Raw genomic sequence first — 25,402 nt, forward strand, 5'->3', positions numbered from 1 at the left:
TTGAGGTTGTAGATGAAGCGACGCTGACGTAGTTTGAAGAGATTTTCTAAGAGTATTAAATGGCTAGGTCAAACTTCAACTGCGGCTTAACAGGGTCATAATCTACCAACTCAAAGTTCTCTGCTTTAATATCAAAGAAATTGGTCCCATCTGGAACATTCAAGACCAAACGAGGTTGGCAGTTTGACGGCTCCCGACGAAGCAATTCCTCTGCTTGTTCAAATTGATTGTCATAGATATGGAGGTTATTGATGAAGTAGAAGAACTTCCCAACCTTCCAGCCAAAATGTTTGGCAATCATCATCTGCAAAGCCACATACTGCATAGCGTTGATGTGGTGGGCCACCAGCATATCATTGGAGCGCTGGGTCAAGGTCGCATCCAGATAGATTTCCCCATCAACACGCCGAACATCAAACATGGTCTGAAAGGCGCACGGGAGCAGCCCATCTGTTTCTTCGAAAGCTTGGTAATCCCAGAGCGAAATAATATTGCGGCGGTTCCAAGGATTGGTTTCCAACTGTTTGAGAAGCTTATTGATAATGTCGTGTTTCTTAACAACGGCACCATAGCGCTCACCAATGGTTCCCGTGTCTCCAACTTCCCAGTCATTCCAGTAGTGAACATTGTACTTGTCATTAAGCACTTCTAAGCTATTTGACTGGTCTTGGTAAATCCAGAGAACTTCCTTGATGGCAGATTTGATAGCTATAGGACGCAAGGTTGTGATAGGAAATTCTCCTTTAGATAAGTCATATTCTGCAAAGGCTCCAGTTACGTACTTGGAGTTAGCAACGGTCCCATCCTTGTACTTAGGACGTGCTTGTTCGGAAAAGACACCGTCTTTGAGGATTCGTTCAATATTTTCTTTAAAGATTGTATCTGCTTTTGTCATTTACTCTCACCTCATTTAGTTCCTAACTAGTATAGCATAAAAAAGAAAAGAGGAACATTACTAACTCTAGGTTAGCATTTTTCCTCTTTTATTATTTTACTGCAATACAAGTGATGCTGCTCCGATAACCCCAGCGTCATTTCCTAGAGTTGCAAGAGCCAATTTTGTTGATGTGCGTACTTGTGGGAAACTATTTTCATCGTAAACTTTTTGAACACCTTGTAAAAGGAATTCTCCCGCAGCTGACACACCACCACCGATCACGATTGTTGATGGGTTCAGGATTGAACCGATGTTGGCACAAGCGATTCCCAAGTAACGTGAGAAGTTACGGTAAACAATCAAAGCAAGGTCATCTCCTTCTTTTGCAAGGTCAAAGACAGTCTTAGCAGTTACTTCTTCTCCGTTATCAATCAAGCGTTTCAAGGCTGCATCGCCTTCGTATTCATCCGCATAGCGACGAGTCAAATTGACAATCCCTGTTGCTGAAGCAACTGTCTCAAGGCAACCTTTCTTACCGCAAGTACATGCGATTGGTTGGTCAAAGTCAACAGTGATGTGGCCAAGCTCACCTGCTGCACCAGCAACACCATGAAGCAATTTGCCTTCAGCGACGATACCGCCACCAACACCTGTACCAAGTGTCATAAAGACAACATCTGGTTGGTTATCTCCAGCACCCATCCAGCGCTCACCAAGAGCTGCCACGTTGGCATCATTATCGATGAAGAATGGGATACCCAAGGCTTTTTCAATCTTTTCTTTAATTGGTTGAAGGGTTTTCCAGTTGAGGTTGTAGGCACCAATAACAGTCCCGTTTTCACGGTCAACCACACCTGGTGATCCCATCCCAATTCCTTGGAAGTCCGCTGCTGCCAATCCAAGCAAGTCCAAACGATGTTGAATAGACTCAATCATATCATCTACGATATGACTTCCCTCATCCAGAATGTTGGTCTTGATTGACCATTTTCCTTGGATTTCTCCTGCTGTTGTTAAGATTGCAAATTTGATAGAAGTTCCACCAAGGTCAATCCCAATAATCTTTTGACTCATCATACTCTCCTTTTTCATTGTCTAGTAATTGAAAATGCTTACAGTACTAGTATAACAAAATTCACTCATTTATGCAAAGGTTTGCATTTAGCTAATATAGATTTTTAATCCAGATAATCTCCACCATCAAATCCATAATATTTCTCCAGTGTCAAACCACTTGCAGCAATCTCTTTTGCTTCTTTTCCAATGTAACGTAAATGCCATTCCTCATGCATATAGCCTGTGACACTCTCTTTTCCACGGGGATAGCGAACAACAAAACCATAGTCTGGTGCATAATCCAATAACCATTGAGCCGCACCAGCATCTTCAACTAATTGACCATCTGTGCCAATCACATCAAAAGCAAGTCCTGTCTGATGTTCGCTATATCCAGGACGGGCGGAATAACGATCCGCAGCAGCCTGGCCCTCTTGGTTCACATAACTTTGATATAATTGTGCTTGAGTTGCATAACTTCTAAAGCCACTATAATTATCGCTAATAGCGTATCCTTCCTTCTGCATCTGTGCAATCAGTTTTAAAAAGGCTGCTTTTGCAGTAGCATTTTCACCTGGATAGTAATCTTTAGACATAGGATAATGTTTATTGGCAACTATGATTTCATCATACTTTCCTTGAAGGCTATAATAAGAACCTTTATTGCTTACTTTTGAATTAGCTTTCCACAAACCAGTCGCACCAACATAATAACGTCCACCATCAACCCATTCATTGACAGCCATTTTACCATCTGATTTTAGATAATAATTCCCTTGCCATGTATTATAAGCATAAGATCCATCTGATGTCAAATAATACCAAGTTTGGTAAGAAGAGTCATAAACCCATTCACCTTTAGCCATTTTACCATCTGATTTCAAATAATAGTTTCCTTGCCATGCACTATAAGCATAAGATCCATCTGATGTCAAATAATACCAAGCTTGATAAGAATCATCATAAACCCATTCACTTTTGGCCATCTTACCATCTGATTTCAAATAGTAATTTCCTTGCCATATACTATAAGCATAAGATCCATCTGATGTCAAATAATACCAAGCTTGATAAGAAGAGTCATAAATCCATTCACTCTGTGCCATTTTACCATCAGCTTTCAGGTAATAGTTTCCCTGCCATGCATTTTTCACTAGATTTCCATTTCCATCAAAATAGTACCAAGAACCGTCCTGCTTAACCCAACCACTTGCTGTGGATGAAGTTGTATCAGTTTGAGTTGTAGCCGCTTGTTTTGCTTTAAAAGCACCCTTAGGAGCATTTTTCAATTCGCAAGCCACACCGTCATGATCACGGTATAACTTGGCAGAATAACCGGGGTCTCCCTCATGAATATCCGCGTATCCATTCGCCCAAGCTTCCTTACAACTCGAAAAATGAATGTTTTCCTCTGCTAACACAGGTTGTGAAAACAAGGCTAAAATTGACAACGTCACCAGACTCATTTTTAAAAATAGACGTTTGTTCATTACTTTCTCCTCTAACGATGTCATCGATTTCACTATTATTTTATCAAACTTATTTCAGCAATTCAAGGAAACTTCTGGTCTTTTCTACAAACTCCTTTGGTTTTTCCTTATTCAAGACATGAGGGCCATCTGGGATAATCTGAAATTGGGATTCTGATATTAGTTTATGAAGACTTCTCATAGAACTAAGATTCGGTTTATCTTTGCTGCCACAAATTAGTAAGGTTGGATAGGGGCAATTCTCTGCTATATCCGTTAAGTCAAGTGTCTTCAATTCTTTGGAAATACCTATTATAAAAGTCTTGTCTGCTCCCTGTTTTTCAAATACTCTTTTGGGAAGTAGTTTAAAAATCAGCAACTGAAGATAAAATAGGATATTCCCTGCTAATTTAAGCGGGCATCCTGACAGAATCAAAGCTCGAAGATTTGGTGAATCGTAACTGGAAAGTTCTAGTGTCAGGGCAGCACCTAAGGACAATCCAATCAAAACAAAAGGTTCTGTCTCTTGAGCTAGGTGCTGATAAACTCGCTCTTTAGCTTGTTGATAGTTACTAACTCCAGAAGGAAATAACTCGATAGCCTCAGAAGGATAATCTGTCAGTAGATTCCGAACTTCTTTCCAAGACTCTGCTGACTGCCCTAACCCGTGCAAAAATATCAGTTTCATCTAATTCTCCTCTAGGTTTAATTCATACAAGCCTCTCACTACATTACAGCCATATATAGCCTCAGCTTGGGCTAAGTCTTTTAAAGTCAAGACTTTCTCTTCTACCTGTCCTGTTTCTAGTAAATACTGACGGTAAATTCCTGGCAAGATTCCAAGCCGGATAGGCGGTGTGTAGAGTTTTCCAGTGATTTTCAAAACCAAATTTCCTATAGAGGTTTCAAGCAGTTCTCCTGACTTATTGTGGTAAATGATCTCTTGTTCTCCTAGGTTCAAATGCGGTCTATGAGTGGTTTTAAAGTAGGTAAAGGATAGTTGCAAATTGGCTTCTTGCAGACAAAGTTTAGCCTGGCAGAACTGTGGACTAAGGGGTGTTAATACTTGACGATTGACTTCTATCTCTCCAGATTTGCTAAGGCTGATTCGCAAGCGGTAATCTTGATTAGCATCACAAGTCTGACACTCTTCTTCAATCTTTTGTCTCAAAATTTCTGGGTCAAAAGGAAAGGCAAAATATCGACTAGCTTTTATCAGTCTTTCCAGATGTTGTTCTTCAAACAGCAGTTGTTTTTGGCTGATTTTCCCAGTCGTAATCAGCTGAAAACGAGCTTGTTTACGATAGAGAACTGCTGCCTTTTGATGAACCTCGCGGTATTCAGATTCCCAGGTGCTATCCCATGTAATACCTCCGCCAACTCCATAGATGGCTTTCCCTTGATGCAGTTGAATGGTCCGAATGGCAACATTGAAAATCCGTCGTCCATTTGGAAGCAAGAGACCAATCGTTCCGCAGTAAACTCCACGCGGTTGAGGCTCCAAGTCCTTGATAATCTCCATTGTCGCAATTTTCGGTGCACCCGTTATGGAACCACAAGGAAAGAGTGAGCGGAAGATTTCAACAAGGTCCACATCCTCTCGCAACTGACTCTTGATGGTCGAAGTCATCTGCCAAACCGTTGAATACTGCTCTACCTGACACAGACGCTCCACGTGCTCGCTCCCCACTTCAGAAATACGGTTCATATCATTGCGCAAGAGGTCCACAATCATCATATTTTCAGAGCGATTTTTAGGATCCTGTTCCAACCAACTGGCCTGCTCCAAGTCTTCTTTGTCAGTCATGCCACGCTGAGTCGTCCCCTTCATTGGTCGTGTTGTCAATTCGCGGTCATTTTGCTCAAAAAAGAGCTCTGGGCTCATGGAAATTACTGCCATATCGTCATGTTCCACATAGGCATTGTAGCCCGCCTCCTGCTCTACCACCATACGATTGTAGATGGCAAAAGGATTGGCACTTAACTTTTGCTTGAGTTGGACGGTGTAGTTGACCTGATAGGTGTCTCCCTGACGCAAATGATGGTGAATTTGGGCAATGGCCTTTTCATAGTCTGCTGCAGACGTCACTTCCTGCCAATTTGAGGGCAAATCAATATCCTCATAAGTCAGAGGAATAGGGGAAGTTTCTACGCTATCATGAACAGTAAAGTAAAGCAGGTACTCTCCCAGTAGGGGATCCTTGTGAACTGCTAATTTTTCCTCAAAAGCAGGTGCAGCCTCGTAGCTGACATAGCCCACCACATAATAACCTTGCTCTTGGTAGCTTTCCACTTGTGCCAGCAAATCTGCCACTTCTTCTACATTTCTCGTTTTCAACTCTTTAATAGGCTGGGTAAAGATGTATCTCTCCCCCAAAGCCCTAAAATCAATCACTGTTTTTCTATGCATACCTTAAGTATAGCATAAAATAAGAAAACCCTCATCCGCAAAGCAGATGAGAGATTTCGATTATTTAAAGATTGAAGTTTTAAAGCTATTTGTTTGTTGAAGAAGTTTCTTGAAGAGTTTTTCTTTAAGTGTCACTGTATTAGACATAGAAACAGATTTATTTCCATCTTTATCTGTCTTCAATGTCGCCTTATCTTTATCAACTGCTTCAGCAAATGCACGTTTCAAGTCTTCATAACTATTGTATATTGTACTATCAATTTCAATAGATTGAATTCCTTTTTTAGCTTTATCCACAACTTCTTCGAAGTAAGCTTTCTTCCAATCTTCTAGGTTGCTAAATTTACCATCAGAAACTTTCTTGATAATAAAATCATCACCTAGAGTAGCATGACCAGCTTTTTTAGACTCATTTTTCAGCATGTTAGAAGCATAATTTAGGAAGCCTTTTTCATATCCAAAGTAACCCCACATACGGAAGGTGTTATGCTTGAATGACATTGCTCCTGGAGCTCCTTCACTTGTGTTAGCACCATAGATACCAGCGGTAATTGGTACAGTTACATAGGCAGAGCCAAATCCAGTTGGGTCATAAGTACCATTACCAGGACCGTGTTTAGTCATGAAGTTCTTGTCTACTAGATCGTTAACAGAAGTCAAGTTATATTCTTTTTCTTCTGCATTCAGATCACGAACCTCGTCATACTGGTTCTTCGTATTAGCGTTACGTAGTTTTTTAGCAACTTTCTTAAACCAAGCGTTGTTTAAGTCTTTATTGTGTTTATCAAGAACTGCTTCACCTTCAAGGTAGTCAAGAAGCATTAGAGTATCGTTGAAACCTTTCATGTAATGATCGATTTCAGCGCGAGAAGTGAGGTCATTTGGATTTGTGTTGTACCATTGGTTTCCATCGTTTGGACGTTCGTAGGCCATGTTTAGACCTAATGCGCCATATTCTCCGTTTGGATTTGATACCGATGGCGTTTGTAACATCCCCTGAGCAAATGCTTCAAGATCTGTACCTTCACGGTGTCTTGAACCACCTAAGTAAACCATACGGTCATTTACGTGAGTTGTTTCATGAGTGAAGGCTGAGATACCGAAATCACTAATCATATCAGTAACCATGAAGAAGACTGAATCATCTTTATAAGGGTTACCGTAAATACGAGCTACAGCCCCCATACGCCAATCAGTGGCGTGGTAACGACCTGTTGGTCCGTATAATTCACGGATAGGTGCTACGTCTTTACCACTATTCGTATGTCCGTATTTATCTGTGCTGATTCCTTTATAGTTTTGGTTATCTAACACAGGAGTTGGAACCATGTTGTTGCTCTTAAGCAGTTGATTACGAACTTTATCTAATGATAAGCGAGACCAGAAGTCTAGGTAATTTTGTTGACCTTTAGCGACTTTATTGATTTCAGCTTTGAATGCTTCGCGTTCTTCTGCAGTATTCTTACCGTATTTTTCAAATGAACTGTAAGCCATAGTGTTATATGTTGAGATTAAGAACATATGTGCATCTTTCAGGTTAAGAAGTGGTAAAATCATCTTACCATGCATGTCATTGTTTAATCCCTCGTAGGCTCTGTGTTTCTTATCAGCAAATTCAGGTGTTGTAGTTTTAGGTTCAACAATATATACATTATCTTTAGTAGCTTTTATGAACCAATCGTTTAGGTTCGTATCTTCTGTGAATAGACGCATATTATAGTCTAAGAAACTGTTTAACTCGCCTATGCCGATAACTCCACCGATAGTTTCGCGATAAGCTTCTAAAGTTCTATCCCCTTTAACATTTCTTTCTTTAGAACCAATCTTAATCAAGAAGTCTAACACATTAACATTTTTACCATAAAAGTCAGGTTTGAATAGCATTAATTCTTTAATATTAAAGTCATCGAATTTAACACCGTAGTAACGATTTAGGTAAGCTAATCCAAGAAGAACAGCAGCCTTATTGTCATCAATCTTCTTGATCAAGGCGCGTTTAGCAGATTCATCTGTGTTTAATTGATGATCTTCATTTTCAAGCAACTGTTTCACAAATTTCGCCAGATTATCCTTGACTTCTTTGAAGGTTTCTTCGAGGTAAAGGTTCTTAATCGCATTTACTTTGTTAGGACCGGTTCTATTTAGGTGTGTGTAGATAGGATCTGATTGTAGCTCAACTGGGCTTAATTTTTCAACGATAGCATTGATAAGATCACTACGGTCTTTGTCAACGATATTAGGCGTATAGACAACTTCTCCGAGTTCAGCAATGCTGTACTCTTTCACTTGTTTGACATTAGATTCTTTCAGCGAAACAGTAAAGATATCTTTGGTCTTATCAGCATAGTGCACCAAAATGTGGTCAGCATCAGCCAATTCTGTTACAAAGGCATTGCCCTTCATAGCAGTAACTGATAGGACTTCCTTGGTCATAAGATGACTATCAGCAGCTAATTTATTTCCTTGGTTTACAATCCATTCTTTATTGTAGAACGGTTGAAGTTTTTCGATATTACGGTAGGCAAGTTCACGAGATGCATCATAATCTTGAGTATCTTTATAAGTATCAGCTTTTGGTTTAGTATTGTTAAGTTTCTCTTCAATAAGAGGTTTAATTTCGAATTTATCAGCAGTAATTCCGAATGACTCTATTTTCTTGTTTGCTTCTTCCAAGCTGATTTCTTGGATTCGATTACTACGAGAACCCTTAAATGAGTGAGAACCTTCACTCACATCTTTAACAACGTAGTTTCTTTCAATCCAGTTTCTTGTATAGTATCCATCTTCTGCTTCTAAATCTCTAGATCCATAGAATTCTTCACCGTTTTTAACTTTCATCATTGAGACTGTATCAGCAACACGCCCCCATGTCCAGTTTTTACTAATGAATCCACCAACATCAACAGGATTTTTCACGTTAATAGTACCTTTAGTAACAGCGTTGCGAACAGATGCATACTTATCAATTCCATTAGGATCAGAACCGTTATCTGTTCTAGCAACAAGTCCACCTACACGTGCTTTATCTGCGGTAATATCAGCATCTACATATGCGTGTTTAATATTTCCTCTCCAAAGTTCTCCGGCAATACCACCGATATCCCAAGGTCTATTACCAACTCCTGTTAGTTTACCAATAAAAGCAACATTTTTAAGAAGCCCACCTATGTCTCCCTTATTAACAATACCAGCAATACCATCTTTACCTAGAATGCTACCTGTTACTTTAACATTTTCTACAGTACCATTTTTAAGTGCTCGCGATAGTGCTGAAATATTTTCAATCCAAGGCATATTAATATTAACATTACCTAAATTAATGTTTTTAACTGTTCCACCTTCAATGTTATCAAATAACTGACGAGCCATATTGTGGATTGTGTATTGTTTACCATCAACACTTGTTAAAGTCCCACTGAATTTACCAGGAACATATTGTTTATTTGGTGTTGGTACATTAGCTGCATTCAAGTCTGCACCAAGTTTGAACTCACCGCTAGGGTTAGCTTGCATATCTTTTACAAGCTCATTGAAGTTGTAGTAAACATTACCTTCTTTTGCTTTTTGTTTTTCAAAGTAATGAACATACTCTTCGCTAAGTGTGTTATCAGCATTACGTTGAACTAAGTCTGGTGCTTTGGCAGTAACTTTATATAAAGTTTTTCCGTCTTTTTCTACTTCTTCAATCTTGTCAACAGCAAGTCTTGTAACTTTGTTGTCATGAGTTGTAACTCGTAGGTAAAGTGAAGCAACATTCGTTGGGTTTTCTGAAAGTAAACTTGAGTCAGTTTCAACACCTGCATCGTCAACACTTATTAAGCTTGTTTCTTTAATATTTTTAATTTCAACTTTTTTAAGGTCTAATTGTATTTGTTTATCTTCTAATGTTTCAGTTTCTTCTTGACCATTACCTCTATCATAAACCATAGTAGTAGATAGAGTATACTCTTTGAAGTATTCTACATTGTCTAATAACGCATTTAGATTATTTTCTGTTAGATTCACAGTCTTAACAACTTGTCCATCTTTTTTCAGGGTAGCTGTGATTGATTTAATTTTTGTCTTAGTTGGATTCTCTAGAGAATACTTAGCAACTACTTCTTTATCTAATACTTTCTTATCAGTATTTACAAATGTTAATACTGGTTTTTCAGTTAATGGAGCTAAGTTTTTGATAGCTTCTTCTAATTTTTTGGTAGCTGCATTAACTTTGCTTTGAGTAGTAGCATCATCTGCATTTACAGATTTTGCTGCTGTAAGAGTGTCTTCTAAAGATTTCCATGTTTGAGTAGTGTATTCTTCTTTACGTTTGCTGTTAGCTGTGTTAATAGCACTTTGTAGTGCAGTTTTATCTACAGCAAGAGCTTTAATAGCGTCTTGAAGAGCTTGAGTAGCCGCATCTATTTCACTTTGTTTAGGAAGAGGAGTAGTTCGGCTGTTGATTTCTTTAGCTTTTATTTCAGCTTTTTTAAATTCATTCCAAGTATTAGGGCTATAGTCAGCTTCTTGTTTAGTTTCTGCTCTTGTTATTTGTTCTTGTAATTTTGTTTTATCAACAGTAAGAGCATCGATAGCAACTTTAAGTTTTTCAGTTGCATCCTTGATTTGAGCTTGAGTAGCTTTGTCGTTGTCTTTTACAGCTTGAGCGGCATTTTTCGATTCTTCTAGAGCGCTCCAAGATACAGTACTGTAGTCAGTAGCAGTCTTAGACTGAGCATCAGCAAGTTGTTTTTCAAGTTCAGTCTTATCTGTAGTTAAATCAGTGATAGCCGCTTTCAGTTTTTTGGCAGCTTCGTCGATTTGAGCTTGAGTAGCCTTATTGTTGTCTTTTACAGTTTGAGCGGCATTTTTCGCTTCTTCTAGAGCGCTCCAAGATACAGTACTGTAGTCAGTAGCAGTCTTAGACTGAGCATCAGCAAGTTGTTTTTCAAGTTCAGTCTTATCTGTATTTAATCCAGCAATAGCAGCTTTAAGTTTTTCATCAATGTGATTTACTTCGCTTTGTTTTGTTGCTGGGTTGCTTGTAACTTTTTCAGCTTCAGCTAGTACAGTTTGAAGATTTGCCCAAGTTGCATCGCTGTAGTGTTCTTTAGTTTTTGATTTCGCGTCAGTGATAGTATTGTTTAGTTCACTTTTATCAACAGTAAGAGCGTCAATAGCAGCTTTAAGTTTATCTGTTTCGCTATCTACTTCAGGTTGTTTTACAGAGTCAGAAGCATATACACCTTTTGCAGCTTCTAAAACAGATCCAAGAGCATTGTAACTTGCTGTAGAATAATCAGTAGGAGAAACTGAACTAGCTTTATCAATTTGATTCTTTAACTCACTTTTATCAACTGGTTCTTTAGTACCAACACCCTTTATTTCATCTACTGGATTGGTTGTTATTGTATCCTCTAGTACTTTACTGGACTGTCTACCATCAGTAGTAGTGACTTCAGTTAAAATAGTGCGTTCGCCAGCAACACCTTCTCGAATAACCCTTGTTTTTCCCTTAGCGAGGTTCTCATCATCTTGCTCAACTGTCTTAAAAGGCACAGGCTCTTTAGTTACTATAACTTCAGACTTAACTTCTATTACATTTAACACACCTGCTTCAGGAGTTGTTTTATGTTCTACTGCTGGCTGTTCTACTTTTGTTTCTTCATCCTGATCTTCTGCTGGTTGAGCAGCTGGTGAAGTTTCTGTTGGTTGACTTTCTGGTTCAACTTGAGCTTCTACTGGTTGTTCTTCTTGTTTCGGTGTTTCTTCCGCAGTCTTCTCTTCTTTAGAAGCTTCTGGTTGCTTTTCTGGAGAGACTGGTGCCTTTTCGCCTTCACTTGGCGCGACTGGTTCACCTGCTTGTTCAACTTTTGGTTCCTCAGCTGGTTCCGTTTGTTTTTCTACAGCAGGTGTTTCCACTTTTGGTTCTTCAACAGGTTGATTAGCAGCCCCATCTCTTGTTTCTACTACTTCTGGCTGTGCATCTTCTTGTTTCGGTGTCTCTTCCGATACCTTATCCTCTTTAGGATCTTCTGGTTGTGATGATTCTTTTGGTATCCTTGGTTGCTCCGGTTGTGTAGGTTGCACGGGTTGTTCTGGGACTTTTGGTTGTTCTACTGGAGTTGCAACTTTTGATTCCTCAGCTGGTTTGTCTGATGATTGACTTTCCAGTTTGACTGGTGCTTGTTCATCTGTTTTTGGCTCAACTACTCCACTTACTTCTTCAACTGGAGCTAGTTCTGCTGAAGCTTCTTTTTCATCTTTTCCTTTAGGGAGGGGTTCGTCAGTAGGTTTTACCTCCGATTTTGGTTCTTCCTTTGGACTTTCTTCTGTTTTAGGAGCTTCCTCTGTCTCTACTGCTCGGTTTTCTGGCTTATCTTGCTCCTGATTTGTTGTTACTTGGGGATTCTCAACTTCGACCACAGTTACCTCTTCAGGTTTAGCTGAGTCTTCTTCTAAAACAGTGTCCAAGCCAAGCGTTTTGAGGATGTCACCTGATAGATAACCAACATAACGATAACCATCCATTTCAACAACACCCTCTCGACTAGCCGGTGCTAGAGTAGCAACTGGATCTACAGCTCCTGCACTAGGAAGGACTACCAATCCCATAGCTCCAACTAGAAAGACGCTGGCAATTTTCTTTCTCTTGTAGATTAAAAGCAAGCTCCCAACAGTCAGCAAACCAAAAGCTGTCAAAACAGATGCTTCTGTCCCTGTTTGTGGCAGCTGATTTTTTTGATACACCAAACCATAAACAAGTTCATTTCCATCAGGCTTTCCTGTCTGGATTAAATCTTTAGCTTCTTGTGAAATAACCTCTTTATCTACATAGTGATAGGTGGCTGCGTCCACTACAGAAGAAGCCATCAAAAGGCTTCCAAGAAATACAGAACCTACAACTCCCTTAATCTTACGAATTGAAAAACGGTCTTTTTTAAACACTTTCATCTCCTTTATTTATTCTCACGACTTTCTGATAGAATCTTGCGGATAGTGCGCACGCGCACCTCCGATTAATTTTGGACGACTAGCCAGCGCCGTTACATGGGCATGACCAATCTCTCTCAAAAGAGGGCGAATCGGAACCTGAACATGCTTGACATGCATACCAATTGCAGTATCTCCGATATCCAATCCAGCATGAGCCTTGATAAATTCAACCTCAACTGGATCTTGCATAAACTTAAAGGCTGCCAATTGACCTGAACCTCCTGCATGGAGAGTAGGAAGGACACTGACGATTTCCAGACCAAACTGCTCTGCCACCTGACGTTCAACGACGAGAACCCGATTGACATGCTCACAGCCTTGAACAGCTAGATGAATTCTTTTTTCTTCTAGGAGATCTAGGATGGTCTTCACAATGATTTCGCCAATTTCTTGGCTGGATTCCTTGCCAATCTGACCACCTATCACTTCACTAGAGGAAAGACCCAAAACAAAGATAGATCCTTGCTTCAAATTGGCCTTTTCTAAAACATCTTTCACTATCTGACGTGTTTCTCTTTGAATCTGTGTCTCGTTCATCTCTGCTACCTCTTTTGTCACTATCTATCATACCGTTTTTTCTTGTTTTTAGCAAGATAGACGACCTGGAAAGCTTGCCCAATTACGCATAAAACTCCCAGAATTGACTGGGAGTTAACTAGTTTCTATTCTATTTATGTATATTTCAACCGTCGTTCCTTTGTCGGGTGCAGAATCAATCTTCATCTGGTAATGTTCTCCAAAATGAAGTTTGAGACGCTGATCGACATTTTGAAGACCAACTCCCCCACGTTTGAGTTGACTTTGACTACTATCACCAGCATCTTGGAAGCCAACTCCATCATCCTCAATGCGGATGACCAATCCTGAATCCTGTTTCTGAACAGAAACTATAATATGTCCCTGACCTTCCTTCTCCTTGATGCCATGGTAAAGAGCATTTTCCACCAGAGGTTGCAAAACCAACTTGGGCAAGACTAGGTTATCAAAGGCAGGATTTTCAGCAATCTCGTATTCCAGCTTATCTCCATAGCGTTGTTTCTGGATAAAGAGATACTGGCGGACATGATTGATTTCATCAGACAGGCAAATCAAGTCCTTGCCTTGATTGAGTGCCAAGCGGAAATAGGTCGCCAAGGACTTGGTCACCTGAACCACTCGCTGACTATCCTGAAATTCAGCCATCCAGATGATGGTATCCAAGGTATTATAGAGGAAATGGGGGTTAATCTGGCTTGATAGAGCTTGAAGTTGGTACTGACGGGTCGTTTCTTCCTGGCTACGAATAGCTACCATCAACTGATCAATCTGATCCAACATGGCATTAAATTGGCGAGTTACTTCTCTCAGTTCATAGGCACCAACTTCCTTGGCACGAAGATTTTGAGCACCAGAAGCAATTTCCAACATGGTTTCTCTCAAGTCCCTTAAAGGAGCAATCCAGCGTTTGAGACTTAACCAAACCAAGAAGAGACAGACAAGAAGAGATGTGACACTTGCCCCAAGCAAGGTCCACATGAATTGACTCCGAACCTGGTCTAACTTCTCCAGCGAAGACACGCCAAGCACCGTCCAATCAGTTCCTGCAATCTTTTCCTGACTGACGTAGGATTGGTGATCTAGCGTATAGCCCTGACCTGTCTCGATATAGGGTTTCATGGCCTCCATTTCGCTAGACGAACTATAAACTGTGTGTTGAGGATGGTAGACAAATTCATGGTTTTCATTGATAATGAAAGCAAAGCCCTGCTGCCCCAACTGGAGTTGGTTGAGATAGGCTTCCAGAGTTTCGTAGGAAATATCCAGGCGAAGCACGCCAAGATTGCCCCCCTTTGCATCAAGAAGTTCTTGAGTGACAGAAATGACCCATTGACTATCTGATTTACGAGCTGGAGTCAAAACGGGCATGGCTCCCTGATGAATGGCCTTTTGGTACCAATCCTCAGCCATCATATCTGAAGAAGTTTTCATCTGAACACTGTCATCTGTAGAAATGACCTGACCAGATTTGGTCACCAAAACCACTGCTTTCAAGTCCTGGTCTGCCTTTAAGATGGTCAAAAATAGATCTCGGATTCCCTTGACCTTATCTTGACTGGGATTCTCAGCATAGGCTAGGACATCCGTCTGCTGGGTCAAACCGGTCGAGGTGGTTTCTAATTTTTTAATATAAGACTGAATAAAGTGGCTAGTCTGGCTGATGGTCGTTTGGCTATTGCCTTCAATGGTGGCCTCAATGGCTGAAGAACTTGATTGATAGTAGAAAGTTCCAACCAGAGCTAGGAGAATGAGAAAGACCAGAAAGATGGAAATAACCATTCTAACTAAAAGAGAAGAACGCTTCATCGGTCTTCTCCCTTCTTAAACTGACGAGGTGTCACACCTGCAATCTGCTTAAAACGTTGGGTAAAATAGTTCATATCTTCAAAACCAACCTTTTCAGCTATCTCATAAATCTTCAGATTTGTAGTTAAAAGCAAAAGCTTGGCTTGTTTGACACGTTCTCTCACCAGATAATCCTGAAAAGGCAGGCCCAGCTCTTTCTTAATCAAGGAACTCAGATAAGTCGGACTAAAACCTAAGTCACTGGCCAAAGACTTTAAACTAAACTGGCTATCAGCCAGATGGGACTGGATTTTCTGGGCCATGTTTCCTTCAAACTTATCGGCCAATAAATCTTGTAACTGCTCTTCCTTCTCTTCCTTATCTAGTTTTTGCTTGATTTTCCCCAACATTTCCTCAATATCCTGACGAGAAAAGGGCTTGAGCAGGTAGTCATCCACACCGAGTTTGACAGCAGACAAGGCATAATCAAAATCATCGTAGCCAGTCAAAAAAACTAGATGAACCTGAGGATAGGTTTCCCGAACCAGACTGGCCAACTGGATGCCATTTAGCTGAGGCATGTTGATATCGGTTAAAATGATATCTGGCACCTGTTTTTGGATTAATTCCCAAGCCTGCCTTCCATTTTCAGCCTGACCGATGATTTCCATATCGTAGGCTGCTACATTGACCAGTTTAGTCAAACCTTGTCTTACCAGATATTCATCTTCTACAATTAAGATTGTATAGGTCATGCTTCTCTCCTTTACCACTTACTAGTATCAGTATAGCAAAATTCTCCTCTCACTGCTTAGGAAAGACTTCTTATACTCAATGAAAATCAAAAAGTAAACTAGGAAGCTAGCCACAGGTTTCTCAAAGTACCGCTTTGAGGTTGTAGATAGAGAGACTGGGCAAAAAGTCTTTTAAATTAGAGAACGCATAGTATCAGGTATTAAAAATCCTTGATATTATGTGTTTTATTGTTAGAAAATTTGCTTTATTTTCTCCTCAAATTGAGTTTTTGCTCCGTCTCAACCCTACCCACGGTAAGGCGACGCTGACGTGGTTTAAAGCGATTTTCGAAGAGTATTAATCAACATAATCTAGTAAATAAGCGTAGCCTTTTTCTTCCATTTGGTCTTTGGGAATAAAGCGGATAGAGAGGCTATTGATACAGTAACGTAAGCCGCCCTTGTCCTGTGGACCATCCGTAAAGACATGCCCAAGGTGAGAATCTCCTACTCGGCTCCGCACTTCCATACGCGTCATATTGTAGGACTTATCTTCCTTGTAGGTGACAACATCTGGACTGATGGGTTGGGTAAAACTAGGCCAGCCACAACCAGACTCAAACTTGTCCTTTGATGAAAAGAGAGGTTCGCCAGTTACCACATCCACATAGATACCAGATTCAAATTTATCCCAGTAGCGGTTTGAGAAAGCCCGTTCTGTTTGATTTTTTTGGGTGACTGCATACTCCTCAGGTGACAGGGTCTTTTTCAATTCTTCATCACTTGGTTTGGAATATTTGCTAGCATCAATGACAGGATAGGCCGCCTGATTAACATTGATATGGCAGTAGCCATTTGGATTTTTCTTGAGATAGTCTTGGTGGTAATCCTCAGCCACTACGAAATTCTGCAGACTCTCCTTTTCAACTGCTAGAGGCTGATCGTACTTCTTAGCCACCTCATCAAAGACTTGGTTAATCACCTCTAGATCCTTGTCATCTGTGTAGTAAACACCGGTACGGTACTGGGTTCCCACATCATTTCCTTGTTTATTCTTACTGGTTGGATTGATAATGCGGAAATAGTGAAGCAGGATTTCCTTGAGAGAAATTTGATTGGCGTCATAGGTGACATGAACAGTCTCCGCATGACCTGTTTGGTTAATCAATTCGTACTTGGTTGTTTCCCCTCTACCATTTGCATAGCCTGAAACGGAATCTGTTACCCCAGGAACTCGAGAAAAATACTCCTCAACTCCCCAGAAACAACCACCAGCTAGATAAATTTCGTGCAAATCTGCATCTTTACTAACTTCTGTTTTTTTCACTGTTTTTCCTCCTTGGCTAACTGCCGCTTTCTCAATTTGCGAGGCATCTGTCTGCCCTGCATTTCTCATCAATAGAAAATAGAAACCGGTTATGGCTAGAAAAAATACTCCTAGCAACATGATGATTTTTAACTTATCATTCATAGGACACCTCCTAGGCTAATTCCTTCAAAGTTTGTAAAATTGCATCTTTTTCCATGAAACCTGGTTGCGTTTTGACCAATTTTCCTTCACCATCTATAAAGGCTTGAGTTGGGTAAGAACGGACGCCATAAGTTTCCAAAAGTTTGCCTGATGGGTCAACTAGGACTGGGAAATTTTTATAATCTAAGCCCTTATACCAATTCTTAAAGTCCGCTTCAGATTGCTCCCCCTTATGTCCTGGTGACACTACTGTCAAGACCACATAGTCGTCGCCAGCTTCTTTAGCAATTTCATCCGTATCTGGAAGACTAGCCAGACAGATGGAACACCAAGAAGCCCAGAATTTGAGATAGACTTTCTTGCCCTTGTAATCAGACAAGCGGTAGGTCTTGCCATCTACTCCCATCAATTCAAAATCAGCCACCTCTTTCCCTTTAGCTGCGCTTGTTTTACTAGCTGTCTGCTCCGTCTTCATTTCATCTTTCGTTTGGTGTTCACTAGTCATGGACTTGCCTGAACAAGCCGTCAAACAAAGGAGCGAACCTGCTCCAAGAACACATGTTTGCCATTTTTTCATATTGATATTCCTTTCCATTTTATTCAAATAATTGACTTAAAATTGAAGCATTTCCAAACAGAACCAAGAGTCCCATCACAATAATGAGAAAACCACCCACTTTTTTGAGGATTCCGAGATAGGGATGAAGTTTTCGGAAATGTTTCAAAACATAACTAGAGGTCAGAGCTAGAAGCAAGAATGGTAGCGCCAAGCCCAACGTGTACACCAACATGAGACCCGCTCCCTGCCAAGCACCTGAGCCACCTGAAGCCGCCAAGGCCAAAACAGAGCCAAGAACCGGCCCCACACAAGGCGTCCAAGCAAAACTAAAGGTCAAGCCCAATAAAAATGCCTGACTATAGCCCTTACCATTTTGCCCCTGTCCTTGCAGTTGTAACCTCTTTTCCTTATAAAGCCCCTTAAAGTGTAGAATCTCCATCTGGTGCAAGCCTAAGAGAATGATAACCGCACCCGTCACATATTGAAACCAAGAAGCATAAAGCAAGTCGCCTAAAAAACCAGCTCCATAGCCCAACAAAATAAATATAAAGGAAATTCCTGCTATAAAGGCCAGAGTTCGTAATAAACTAACAACTGAGATGGAAAATTTGCCACTAGAAGCCTGAGCACTATCCTTATCATCTAGTAACACCCCTGCATAGACTGGTAACAAGGGTAAGATACAAGGAGAAAAGAAGGATAGAATCCCTGCCAAAAAGACACTTAGAAAAAAGAAAATATGACCCATAAAGTTCCTCCTATCATTTTATTGATAGATTTATTATACTCCTTCCATTTTCGAAAAAACAGGGACAATGATAGGGAAAAATAGGAATTTAATCAGATGATTTAGAAATCTTGGACAAAAACTATACAAAAACTGTCAAAGCACAAAAGCGCATAGTATCAAGGCTTTATAGAACCTTGATACTATGCGCTTTTGTAATGGATAAATAGTTAGTCTTTTCTAAAACTAGGATCTTTCAAACTCTGTATACTGGCATTGATCACCGCACCTAGGATAACAATTTTAGCAATCAAGATAAACCAAAACATCATAACAACAAGAAGAACGGAACCTAAAATTCGGACGTCCACTAAATGATGGACATAGTAATTGAGATAACTAGAGAACAGAGTTAGTAAACCTAAAATCACTAAGAGAACAAAGGCACTGCCTGGTAGGGTATAGCTAATTTTCCTGTTAGATAGATTGGGAAGAAAATAATAAAGCATGACCAAGATAGCAAAGAGGAGGGCGTAAGTCAGAGGACCTGCCAAACCTTGTAAAGCCTGATAGATAATGCCATCTTTTGTCCAATAATGAGCAAGTAAAGCCAAAAGCATCTGCCCAAACAAGCTCAAAAACAAGGCAAACGCAAAGAGGAACTGCAAGCCAAAACTGACTAGGAGGCTCACCATCTGATGGGAAATAAGTCCACGACTCTTTTCGACGCCATAAGCCTTGTTAAAAGCTTTTTGCAAGAAATTCATAGATTTTGAAAAACTCCATAGCGCCGACAAGACAGAAAAACTCAATAAACCTGTTGAAGGTTGCGTCAAGACTTCTCTGGCTATTTTTTCCACACCTTCATAGAGGCTTGGGGGCAGGACGTCTTTCACAAAGCCCAGAAGTTCTCCCACAGGAATCTGAAAATAGGGGAGGATATTGACCACCACCAAAAGCAGGGGAAAAATCGAAATCAACCAATAGTAGGCTACTGCGACACTGGTCAACTCACTATCTGATGCTTGATAATAATGCAAAAAAGCTTTTAATAGAGGCTTGTCTATCAGCTCTTTCCACCACTTTTTCATGTCACACTCCTTCACTTATAATCTTATACTCAATGAAAATCAAATAGCAAACTCGGAAGCTAGCCGCAGGCTGCTCAAAGCCCTGCTTTGAGGTTGTAGATGAAACTGACGAAGTCAGTCACATATATAATCCAAGGCGACGCTGACGTGGTTTGAAGAGATTTTCGAAGAGTATTAACTAATTTCTTCTTACCAATTCCACCATATCATACGGCAGGGTATTGGCAGCTTCCTTCAAGGAATAGTTCTCTAAGTTATTGACATTTTGTCGTAACTTCTTGGCATACTTGGTCGTAATCAATCGTTTTTCTTCGTATTCGAAAATCAACTTGCGCTCCAGATAATAGCCCCTCAGCATTTCATCGATATTGTTGGGCTTGACACGATTGATAACCCGTTCGACAAAGGCACCACTGCTGATAATAGCTGTTTCTCGAAGACGAGACTCCTGCATAAAACTAATCAAAGAGCGTCTATAGACTCCCTTCAGGTTTTCCAAACTTTCAATAATCATCTCTGTATTGGCAAGATAGAGCTCTGCAATTTGGTCATAATCAAGAGCACGGAGACGGCTTTGCTCCTTGTCCTTCCAGCTACGGAAAGTCCTCCCGAGAGTAAAAACTTCATGAAGGAGAAAACGTAAAATCCGCAAAGAAACAAGGAAATAATAGGTCAATCGTGACGCAAACTTACGATTGATGCCTCGTTCTATATTTTTCAGATAACGTTGGTAAACTCGGTAAGCACGATTGCTAATGTTCCCCTCTTCATAGGCCTGTTCCAGTCCATCACTTTCAATACTAAGAATCAAGAGTTTCAAAGCAGCCCAGTCTTCTTGATCATCCTGGTTTTCTTGGCTTAAAATGAGATTTTCAATACGTCCATGGTAATTGTCAATAGCCGCATAGAGGGGAAGTTTATTTCTGGTGTCTTCCAACTCTTTTTCCAACTCCAGCGTTACTTCATTCAAAATGGCGATATGCATGAGATAGTCCTTGCTTTCTTCCTGTTCATCCGAAAGATGAGGCAGGATCAAGAGACCTGTTAAAAAGCTTACAAGCGTCACACCTGCAACAAGGAAAAGCAAGAGAGGATACTCCTGTTCTAAATTACTTGGTATCAAGAGAATCGTAGCAATCGACACCGTTCCCTTGACACCTGAGAAGGTCAAGAGAAGCATGTCCTTCATATACTTATTTAGCTTTTTCTTGAGACGTCTAGTCCTATAGGCAAAATAGCCATAGATCATGACAAAACGAATAGCAAAGAGGACAAAGGTAAGGGTGACAAGAGATGCCAGCAAGAGCAAGGGATTATAGATTGGATTGGTCAAGATAGGCTCTGCTATCATTTCCAACTCCATTCCTAAAATCACAAAGACAGAACCGTTGAGCATAAAATTCACTGTATGCCAAACTGTCTCGGTCACCGTATCCACTTGGGCTTCGAGGAGCGTGATTTTCTTGAAGCGACTCGCCTTTAAAATCCCAGCAACTACGACGGCAATAATCCCTGAAACGTGGACTTCTTCTGCCAGGAAGAAGGTTACCAAGGGTAAACTCAATTCCAGAAGGAGCTCACTAGCAATATCCGTTGCGCGCACACTTAGCAAGAAGCTATGCAGGAAACGATTAGTCATGGCTGTTAAAAAGCCAATTAAAAAACCGCCTAGGATTGAAAAGATAAGCGAACTGCTAGCTTGCCCCAGAGAAAAAGCTCCAGTTGTCCAAGCTGTCAAAGCTACCTGAAAAGCCACCAAACCAGAAGCATCATTCAAGAGTCCTTCGCCCTTAAGGATATTGGACACGCGCTTAGGAAAGCTAAAACGCTCCGAAAGAGAGGCAAAGGCCACCAAGTCCGTAGGACCAAGGGCTGCCCCAACAGCCAAGCAAGCTGCCAAGGGAAGGCTGAACCAAAGAAGATGGGCCAAGCCACCCAAACTCAGGGTCGAGATAAAAATCACTGGAAATATGAGATAAACAATGATTCGCCAGTGTTTTAAAATAGCCGTAACATCTGCTTCTTCAGCCTCTCGGAAAAGCAAGGGTCCGATAACCAGTGCCAAAAACAACTCCGTATTAAGGTGAAAGTCAGTATTGGGTAAAAAGAGACCAATCACAATTCCCAAAAGAATTTGCACCAAAGGGAGAGGCAAAAAGGGCAGGAGCTTATTGGTTGTACTTGAGACAATCAAAACCAGTAAAAACAGGATGAGGTAAATCAGTAATTCCACGCACGTCCTCCTTAATCTTTTTTACAACAGGATTCAAATATCTCCTTCTGCTCTTTGATTTTTTGGTCAATCTTGGAACAGTCTTTGTGCTCAATTTTTCTCTGGCACCGTTCCATTTCAAGAGCAACTAATTTTTTCTTGATTTTAAGCATTTTTTTGCTCATATGCGCTTGGTCTAGCACGCCCACCGCTCGTTCGTGGTGGGTTGATTCAACAAAATTCTGGCGCATGGCATCCAGCTTTTCGTGTAGGTATTGTTTATCCATGTCTGTATCTCTCTAATTTTTCAATCATCACTAAAAACGGTGGGTTATTGACTTGGTTTAAAGTTCGGTAAATGGCAGCTGTGTACTCTTGTTGGTTCAACTGGATCACAAAATCCAAGACAGCATCTCTCTCGAGGTCGCCTCCTTCATGACCATAGTAAATCATAATAGCAATTCGTCCACCTTTGACAAGTAAGCCACATAGCTTTTCTAATGCCTCAATCGTTGTCTGCGGTCGGGTGATGACAGACTTATCAGCTGACGGCAAATAGCCCAGATTAAAAATCCCTGCCTTGGCTTCTGTAACAAACTGGTCCAGTGTCTCATGACCTTGCAAGATTAACTGGGCATTTGTCAAGCCAGCCTGGTCCAAACGCTCCTTGGTCTTTTCCAAGGCTTGCTCCTGAATATCAAAGGCATAGACTTTCTTGGCTAGTTTGGCTAAAAAAAGCGTGTCATGACCATTTCCCATGGTCGTATCCACTACGATATCCTCTTTTGTCACTACCTCAGCCAAAAAATCATGTGCCATCTCAAGTGGTCTTTTCATTTTCAAACTCCTGTTTTACAGCCTTGCATCCTTGAACACTTCCACGACGTCGCATCTCCATCTCAATGCTGTTGAGAGCTTCCCATTTATTGAGGCTCCACATAAGCCCAATCAGCATATCCCTAGGTGCATCTCCTGTGATTCGATGGATGACGATATGTTTGGGAATGATTTCCAGTTGGTCACAGATGACCCTGACATATTCGTCCTGACTCATCAATTGTAAACGTCCCTCGTGATAATCTCCTTGCATACGAGTATTTGTCATAAGATGGAGCAAATGCAGTTTAATCCCTTGAATATCGTTATTCGTGACACAACGGCGGACATTTTCAACCATCATCTCATGGGTTTCACCAGGCAAACCATTGATCAAATGGGAAACAATCTCAATCTTGGGATACTTTCTCAAACGCTTGACCGTTTCCACCTACAATTCATAAGAATGGGCACGGTTAATCAAGTCAGAGGTTTCTTCAAAAGTGGTCTGTAAGCCCAATTCAACCGTCACATGCATGCGCTCCGATAATTCAGCCAAGTATTCGATAGTTTCGTCTGGTAAACAGTCTGGTCGCGTTCCAATATTGATTCCTACCACACCTGGTTCATTGATAGCTTGCTCATAGCGCTCTCGGATGACTTCCACCTTTTCATGGGTGTTGGTAAAATTTTGAAAATAAACCAGATACTTTTGAACATCTGGCCACTTGCGGTGCATAAAGTCAATTTCCTTATAAAATTGCTCACGGATAGGCGCATCTGGTGCTACAATAGCATCTCCAGAACCTGAAACCGTACAAAAAGTACAGCCTCCATGAGCCACAGTTCCATCACGATTGGGACAGTCAAACCCCGCATCAATAGGGACTTTAAAGGTCTTTTCTCCAAAAAGTTTTCGATAATAATCATTCAAGGTATTATAAGATTTCATAACTTTCATTATAACAAAAATCACCCACAATCTCAAAAGCCTGACTTTCCTATAAATTCCTCTGTTTCTCGTTTCCATTAGCCTTTTTTTATGATACAATATGGGTATGATTTTAATGAAATTAGCATCTATTTTATTATTGATACTGACCTTAGTCGTCTGCATTATCCTAACCAAACTTTTTAGATTAAAAAAACTAGGACGAAACTTTGCGGATTTGGCTTTTCCAGTCTTGGTATTTGAGTATTACTTGATTACAGCTAAAACCTTTACCCATAATTTCCTCCCTAGACTGGGGCTAGCCCTCTCGTTCCTAGCCATTATTCTCGTCTTTTTCTTCCTTTTGAAAAAACGCAGCTTTTACTATCCTAAATTCATCAAATTCTTCTGGCGTGCAGGATTCTTATTAACCCTTATCATATATATAGAAATGATTGTTGAATTGTTCTTAATGAAATAGTCGAATCCCTAAGCATTTTTTTCTAGGGATTTTTGCTTTCTCTACAAAATAGTATAGACAATAACACTATACAATTTTATACAAAGAAAAGAGTCTGGGACAATAGTCTCTTATCTCCAAAAAAAGCAACGGATTTGCCGTTGCTTTTTTGCATGGTTGCGATAGTCTTGGTAAAATAGAATTGCTTAATAAACCATTTAGAAAGGCTATCCCATGCATATTCACTATAACACAAATCAAACAACTTTACCACTAGAAATCAGTTCCTTCTTGCCACAAGACCATCTCGTCTTTACTATTGAAAAAGTGGTGAATACCTTGGAGGATTATCACTTCCACGCCTTCTATCATGCCTTTGGTCGCCCGTCTTATCACCCAAAAATGCTTGTATCTGCTCTTCTATTTGCCTATTCACAAGGGATTTTCTCTGGGCGAAAAATTGAAAAAATGATGATTGAAAATCTGGCTATGCAATACCTAACAGGGCAGTTGGTTGTCAGCTATCGCACCATCAATCGTTTTCGAGTCGCTGAAGGGATGGAAGACCTTATTCGTGATCTTTTCATCGACCTCAATCTTCGTTTAAAAATGGAAGAGTTAGTGACCTTAGATTGTCTGTAGATTGTCTGTTTATTGACGGAACTAAGATTGAAGCCAATGCCAACAAGTATAGTTTTGTGTGGAAGAAAACGACAGAGAAATTCTCCGCCAAACTTCAAGAACAGATACAGGTCTATTTTCAAGAAGAAATCACTCCCCTTCTGATTAAATATGCCATGTTTGACAAGGAACAAAAGAGAGGGTATAAACAGTCAGCTAGAAACTTAGCGAATTGGCACTATGATAACAAGGAGGATAGCTACACACATCCTGATGGCTGGTGCTATCGTTTTCACCATATCAAACATCAGAAAACACAGACAGACTTGCAACAGGAAATCAAGGTTTACTACGCCGACGAACCTGAATCAGCCCCTCAAAAGGGACTGTATATGAACGAAGGCTATCAAAACTTGAAAGTTAAAGAATGTCAGGCGCTTTTATCTCCCCAAGGTAGACAGATTTTCGCTCAACGCAAGATTGATGTGGAACCTGTCTTTGGGCAGATAAAGGCTTGTTTGGGTTACAAGAGATGTAATCTGAGAGGGATGCGTCAAGTGAGAATTGACATGGGATTGGTACTTATGGCCAATAACCTCCTAAAACATAGTGAAATGAAATAAGAACAGGACAAATCGATAAGGACAGTCAAATTGATTTCTAACAATGTT

16 protein-coding genes and 4 pseudogenes are annotated in these 25,402 nt (G+C 40.4%); 2 read left to right on the plus strand and 18 right to left on the minus strand.

Going from position 1 to position 25,402, the window contains the following annotated elements:
* Positions 1-55: 55 nt before the first annotated feature.
* From HT693_RS09830 to HT693_RS09910, 18 genes and pseudogenes are all read right to left on the minus strand, one after another.
* Positions 56-895: a thymidylate synthase gene (locus tag HT693_RS09830; protein WP_138705088.1), complete on the minus strand. Its 840-nt coding sequence runs from the start codon at positions 893-895 to the stop codon at positions 56-58.
* Positions 896-991: 96 nt separating this feature from the next.
* Positions 992-1,951 (minus strand): ROK family glucokinase, encoded by a 960-nt coding sequence (locus HT693_RS09835; protein WP_138705087.1) that lies wholly within the window; start codon positions 1,949-1,951, stop codon positions 992-994.
* 104 nt (positions 1,952-2,055) lie between these two features.
* A pseudogene (gene ldcB, locus HT693_RS12280) lies at positions 2,056-2,610 on the minus strand (LD-carboxypeptidase LdcB/DacB); the annotation flags it as partial.
* Positions 2,611-2,616: 6 nt separating this feature from the next.
* Positions 2,617-3,423, minus strand: a pseudogene (locus tag HT693_RS12285) (N-acetylmuramoyl-L-alanine amidase family protein); the annotation flags it as partial.
* Positions 3,424-3,472: 49 nt separating this feature from the next.
* Positions 3,473-4,090 carry an alpha/beta hydrolase gene (locus HT693_RS09845; protein WP_138705085.1) on the minus strand — a complete coding sequence of 206 codons (618 nt, stop codon included), beginning with the start codon at positions 4,088-4,090 and terminating at the stop codon, positions 3,473-3,475.
* Entirely contained in the window at positions 4,091-5,812 is a 1,722-nt protein-coding gene (gene pabB / locus HT693_RS09850) for an aminodeoxychorismate synthase component I (protein WP_172925143.1), read from the minus strand.
* 60 nt (positions 5,813-5,872) lie between these two features.
* Positions 5,873-12,739, minus strand: coding sequence for a ZmpA/ZmpB/ZmpC family metallo-endopeptidase (locus HT693_RS09855; protein WP_172925144.1), 6,867 nt, complete (start codon positions 12,737-12,739; stop codon positions 5,873-5,875).
* 21 nt (positions 12,740-12,760) lie between these two features.
* Positions 12,761-13,324: a TIGR01440 family protein gene (locus HT693_RS09860; RefSeq protein WP_031222745.1), complete on the minus strand. Its 564-nt coding sequence runs from the start codon at positions 13,322-13,324 to the stop codon at positions 12,761-12,763.
* A gap of 114 nt (positions 13,325-13,438) precedes the next feature.
* A complete protein-coding gene (locus HT693_RS09865; RefSeq protein ID WP_172925145.1) occupies positions 13,439-15,130 on the minus strand; it encodes a sensor histidine kinase in 1,692 nt (563 codons plus the stop codon).
* Positions 15,127-15,864: a response regulator transcription factor gene (locus HT693_RS09870; protein ID WP_172925146.1), complete on the minus strand. Its 738-nt coding sequence runs from the start codon at positions 15,862-15,864 to the stop codon at positions 15,127-15,129. Before HT693_RS09870 ends, HT693_RS09865 begins: the two co-directional genes overlap by 4 nt.
* 337 nt (positions 15,865-16,201) lie before the next feature.
* Positions 16,202-17,314 (minus strand): peptide-methionine (R)-S-oxide reductase MsrB, encoded by a 1,113-nt coding sequence (gene msrB, locus HT693_RS09875; protein ID WP_050207717.1) that lies wholly within the window; start codon positions 17,312-17,314, stop codon positions 16,202-16,204.
* Between the two features lie 10 nt (positions 17,315-17,324).
* Positions 17,325-17,891 (minus strand): redoxin family protein, encoded by a 567-nt coding sequence (locus HT693_RS09880; RefSeq protein WP_000759276.1) that lies wholly within the window; start codon positions 17,889-17,891, stop codon positions 17,325-17,327.
* Between the two features lie 19 nt (positions 17,892-17,910).
* A complete protein-coding gene (ccdA2, locus tag HT693_RS09885) occupies positions 17,911-18,621 on the minus strand; it encodes a thiol-disulfide oxidoreductase-associated membrane protein CcdA2 (RefSeq protein WP_000509841.1) in 711 nt (236 codons plus the stop codon).
* Between the two features lie 209 nt (positions 18,622-18,830).
* On the minus strand, positions 18,831-19,691 hold the full coding sequence (locus HT693_RS09890; protein WP_172925147.1) for a YihY/virulence factor BrkB family protein: 861 nt from the start codon (positions 19,689-19,691) through the stop codon (positions 18,831-18,833).
* Between the two features lie 178 nt (positions 19,692-19,869).
* A complete protein-coding gene (locus HT693_RS09895) occupies positions 19,870-21,924 on the minus strand; it encodes a sodium:proton antiporter (protein ID WP_000421629.1) in 2,055 nt (684 codons plus the stop codon).
* Positions 21,925-21,935: 11 nt separating this feature from the next.
* Positions 21,936-22,190 (minus strand): hypothetical protein, encoded by a 255-nt coding sequence (locus HT693_RS09900; RefSeq protein ID WP_000361073.1) that lies wholly within the window; start codon positions 22,188-22,190, stop codon positions 21,936-21,938.
* On the minus strand, positions 22,183-22,740 hold the full coding sequence (locus HT693_RS09905) for a class I SAM-dependent methyltransferase (protein WP_050207723.1): 558 nt from the start codon (positions 22,738-22,740) through the stop codon (positions 22,183-22,185). Before HT693_RS09905 ends, HT693_RS09900 begins: the two co-directional genes overlap by 8 nt.
* Positions 22,724-23,680: pseudogene (locus tag HT693_RS09910) on the minus strand (TIGR01212 family radical SAM protein). The gene HT693_RS09905 and the pseudogene HT693_RS09910 overlap by 17 nt, the downstream one beginning before the upstream one ends.
* 91 nt (positions 23,681-23,771) lie before the next feature.
* Between HT693_RS09910 and HT693_RS09915 the strand changes: the two are divergent.
* Positions 23,772-24,131 carry a DUF3397 domain-containing protein gene (locus HT693_RS09915; protein WP_119947727.1) on the plus strand — a complete coding sequence of 120 codons (360 nt, stop codon included), beginning with the start codon at positions 23,772-23,774 and terminating at the stop codon, positions 24,129-24,131.
* A 213-nt stretch (positions 24,132-24,344) separates the two neighbouring features.
* Positions 24,345-25,354, plus strand: a pseudogene (locus HT693_RS09920) (transposase).
* Positions 25,355-25,402: the final 48 nt, after the last annotated feature.

It is taken from the genome of Streptococcus sp. 2154 (assembly GCF_013277255.1).
GTDB lineage: Bacteria > Bacillota > Bacilli > Lactobacillales > Streptococcaceae > Streptococcus > Streptococcus pseudopneumoniae.

Excerpts from the sequence above, each read along its gene's own strand:
- HT693_RS09870 (WP_172925146.1), bottom strand. The coding sequence starts at position 15,864 with ATGACCTATACAATCTTAATTGTAGAAGATGAATATCTGGTAAGACAA.
- HT693_RS09905 (WP_050207723.1), bottom strand. The coding sequence starts at position 22,740 with ATGAAAAGACCACTTGAGATGGCACATGATTTTTTGGCTGAGGTAGTG.
- pabB (WP_172925143.1), bottom strand. The coding sequence starts at position 5,812 with ATGCATAGAAAAACAGTGATTGATTTTAGGGCTTTGGGGGAGAGATAC.
- HT693_RS09835 (WP_138705087.1), bottom strand. The coding sequence starts at position 1,951 with ATGAGTCAAAAGATTATTGGGATTGACCTTGGTGGAACTTCTATCAAA.
- ccdA2 (WP_000509841.1), bottom strand. The coding sequence starts at position 18,621 with ATGGGTCATATTTTCTTTTTTCTAAGTGTCTTTTTGGCAGGGATTCTA.
- HT693_RS09915 (WP_119947727.1), top strand. The coding sequence starts at position 23,772 with ATGGGTATGATTTTAATGAAATTAGCATCTATTTTATTATTGATACTG.
- HT693_RS09865 (WP_172925145.1), bottom strand. The coding sequence starts at position 15,130 with ATGAAGCGTTCTTCTCTTTTAGTTAGAATGGTTATTTCCATCTTTCTG.
- HT693_RS09830 (WP_138705088.1), bottom strand. The coding sequence starts at position 895 with ATGACAAAAGCAGATACAATCTTTAAAGAAAATATTGAACGAATCCTC.
- HT693_RS09900 (WP_000361073.1), bottom strand. The coding sequence starts at position 22,190 with ATGGATAAACAATACCTACACGAAAAGCTGGATGCCATGCGCCAGAAT.
- HT693_RS09880 (WP_000759276.1), bottom strand. The coding sequence starts at position 17,891 with ATGAAAAAATGGCAAACATGTGTTCTTGGAGCAGGTTCGCTCCTTTGT.
- msrB (WP_050207717.1), bottom strand. The coding sequence starts at position 17,314 with ATGAATGATAAGTTAAAAATCATCATGTTGCTAGGAGTATTTTTTCTA.
- HT693_RS09845 (WP_138705085.1), bottom strand. The coding sequence starts at position 4,090 with ATGAAACTGATATTTTTGCACGGGTTAGGGCAGTCAGCAGAGTCTTGG.
- HT693_RS09890 (WP_172925147.1), bottom strand. The coding sequence starts at position 19,691 with ATGAAAAAGTGGTGGAAAGAGCTGATAGACAAGCCTCTATTAAAAGCT.
- HT693_RS09860 (WP_031222745.1), bottom strand. The coding sequence starts at position 13,324 with ATGAACGAGACACAGATTCAAAGAGAAACACGTCAGATAGTGAAAGAT.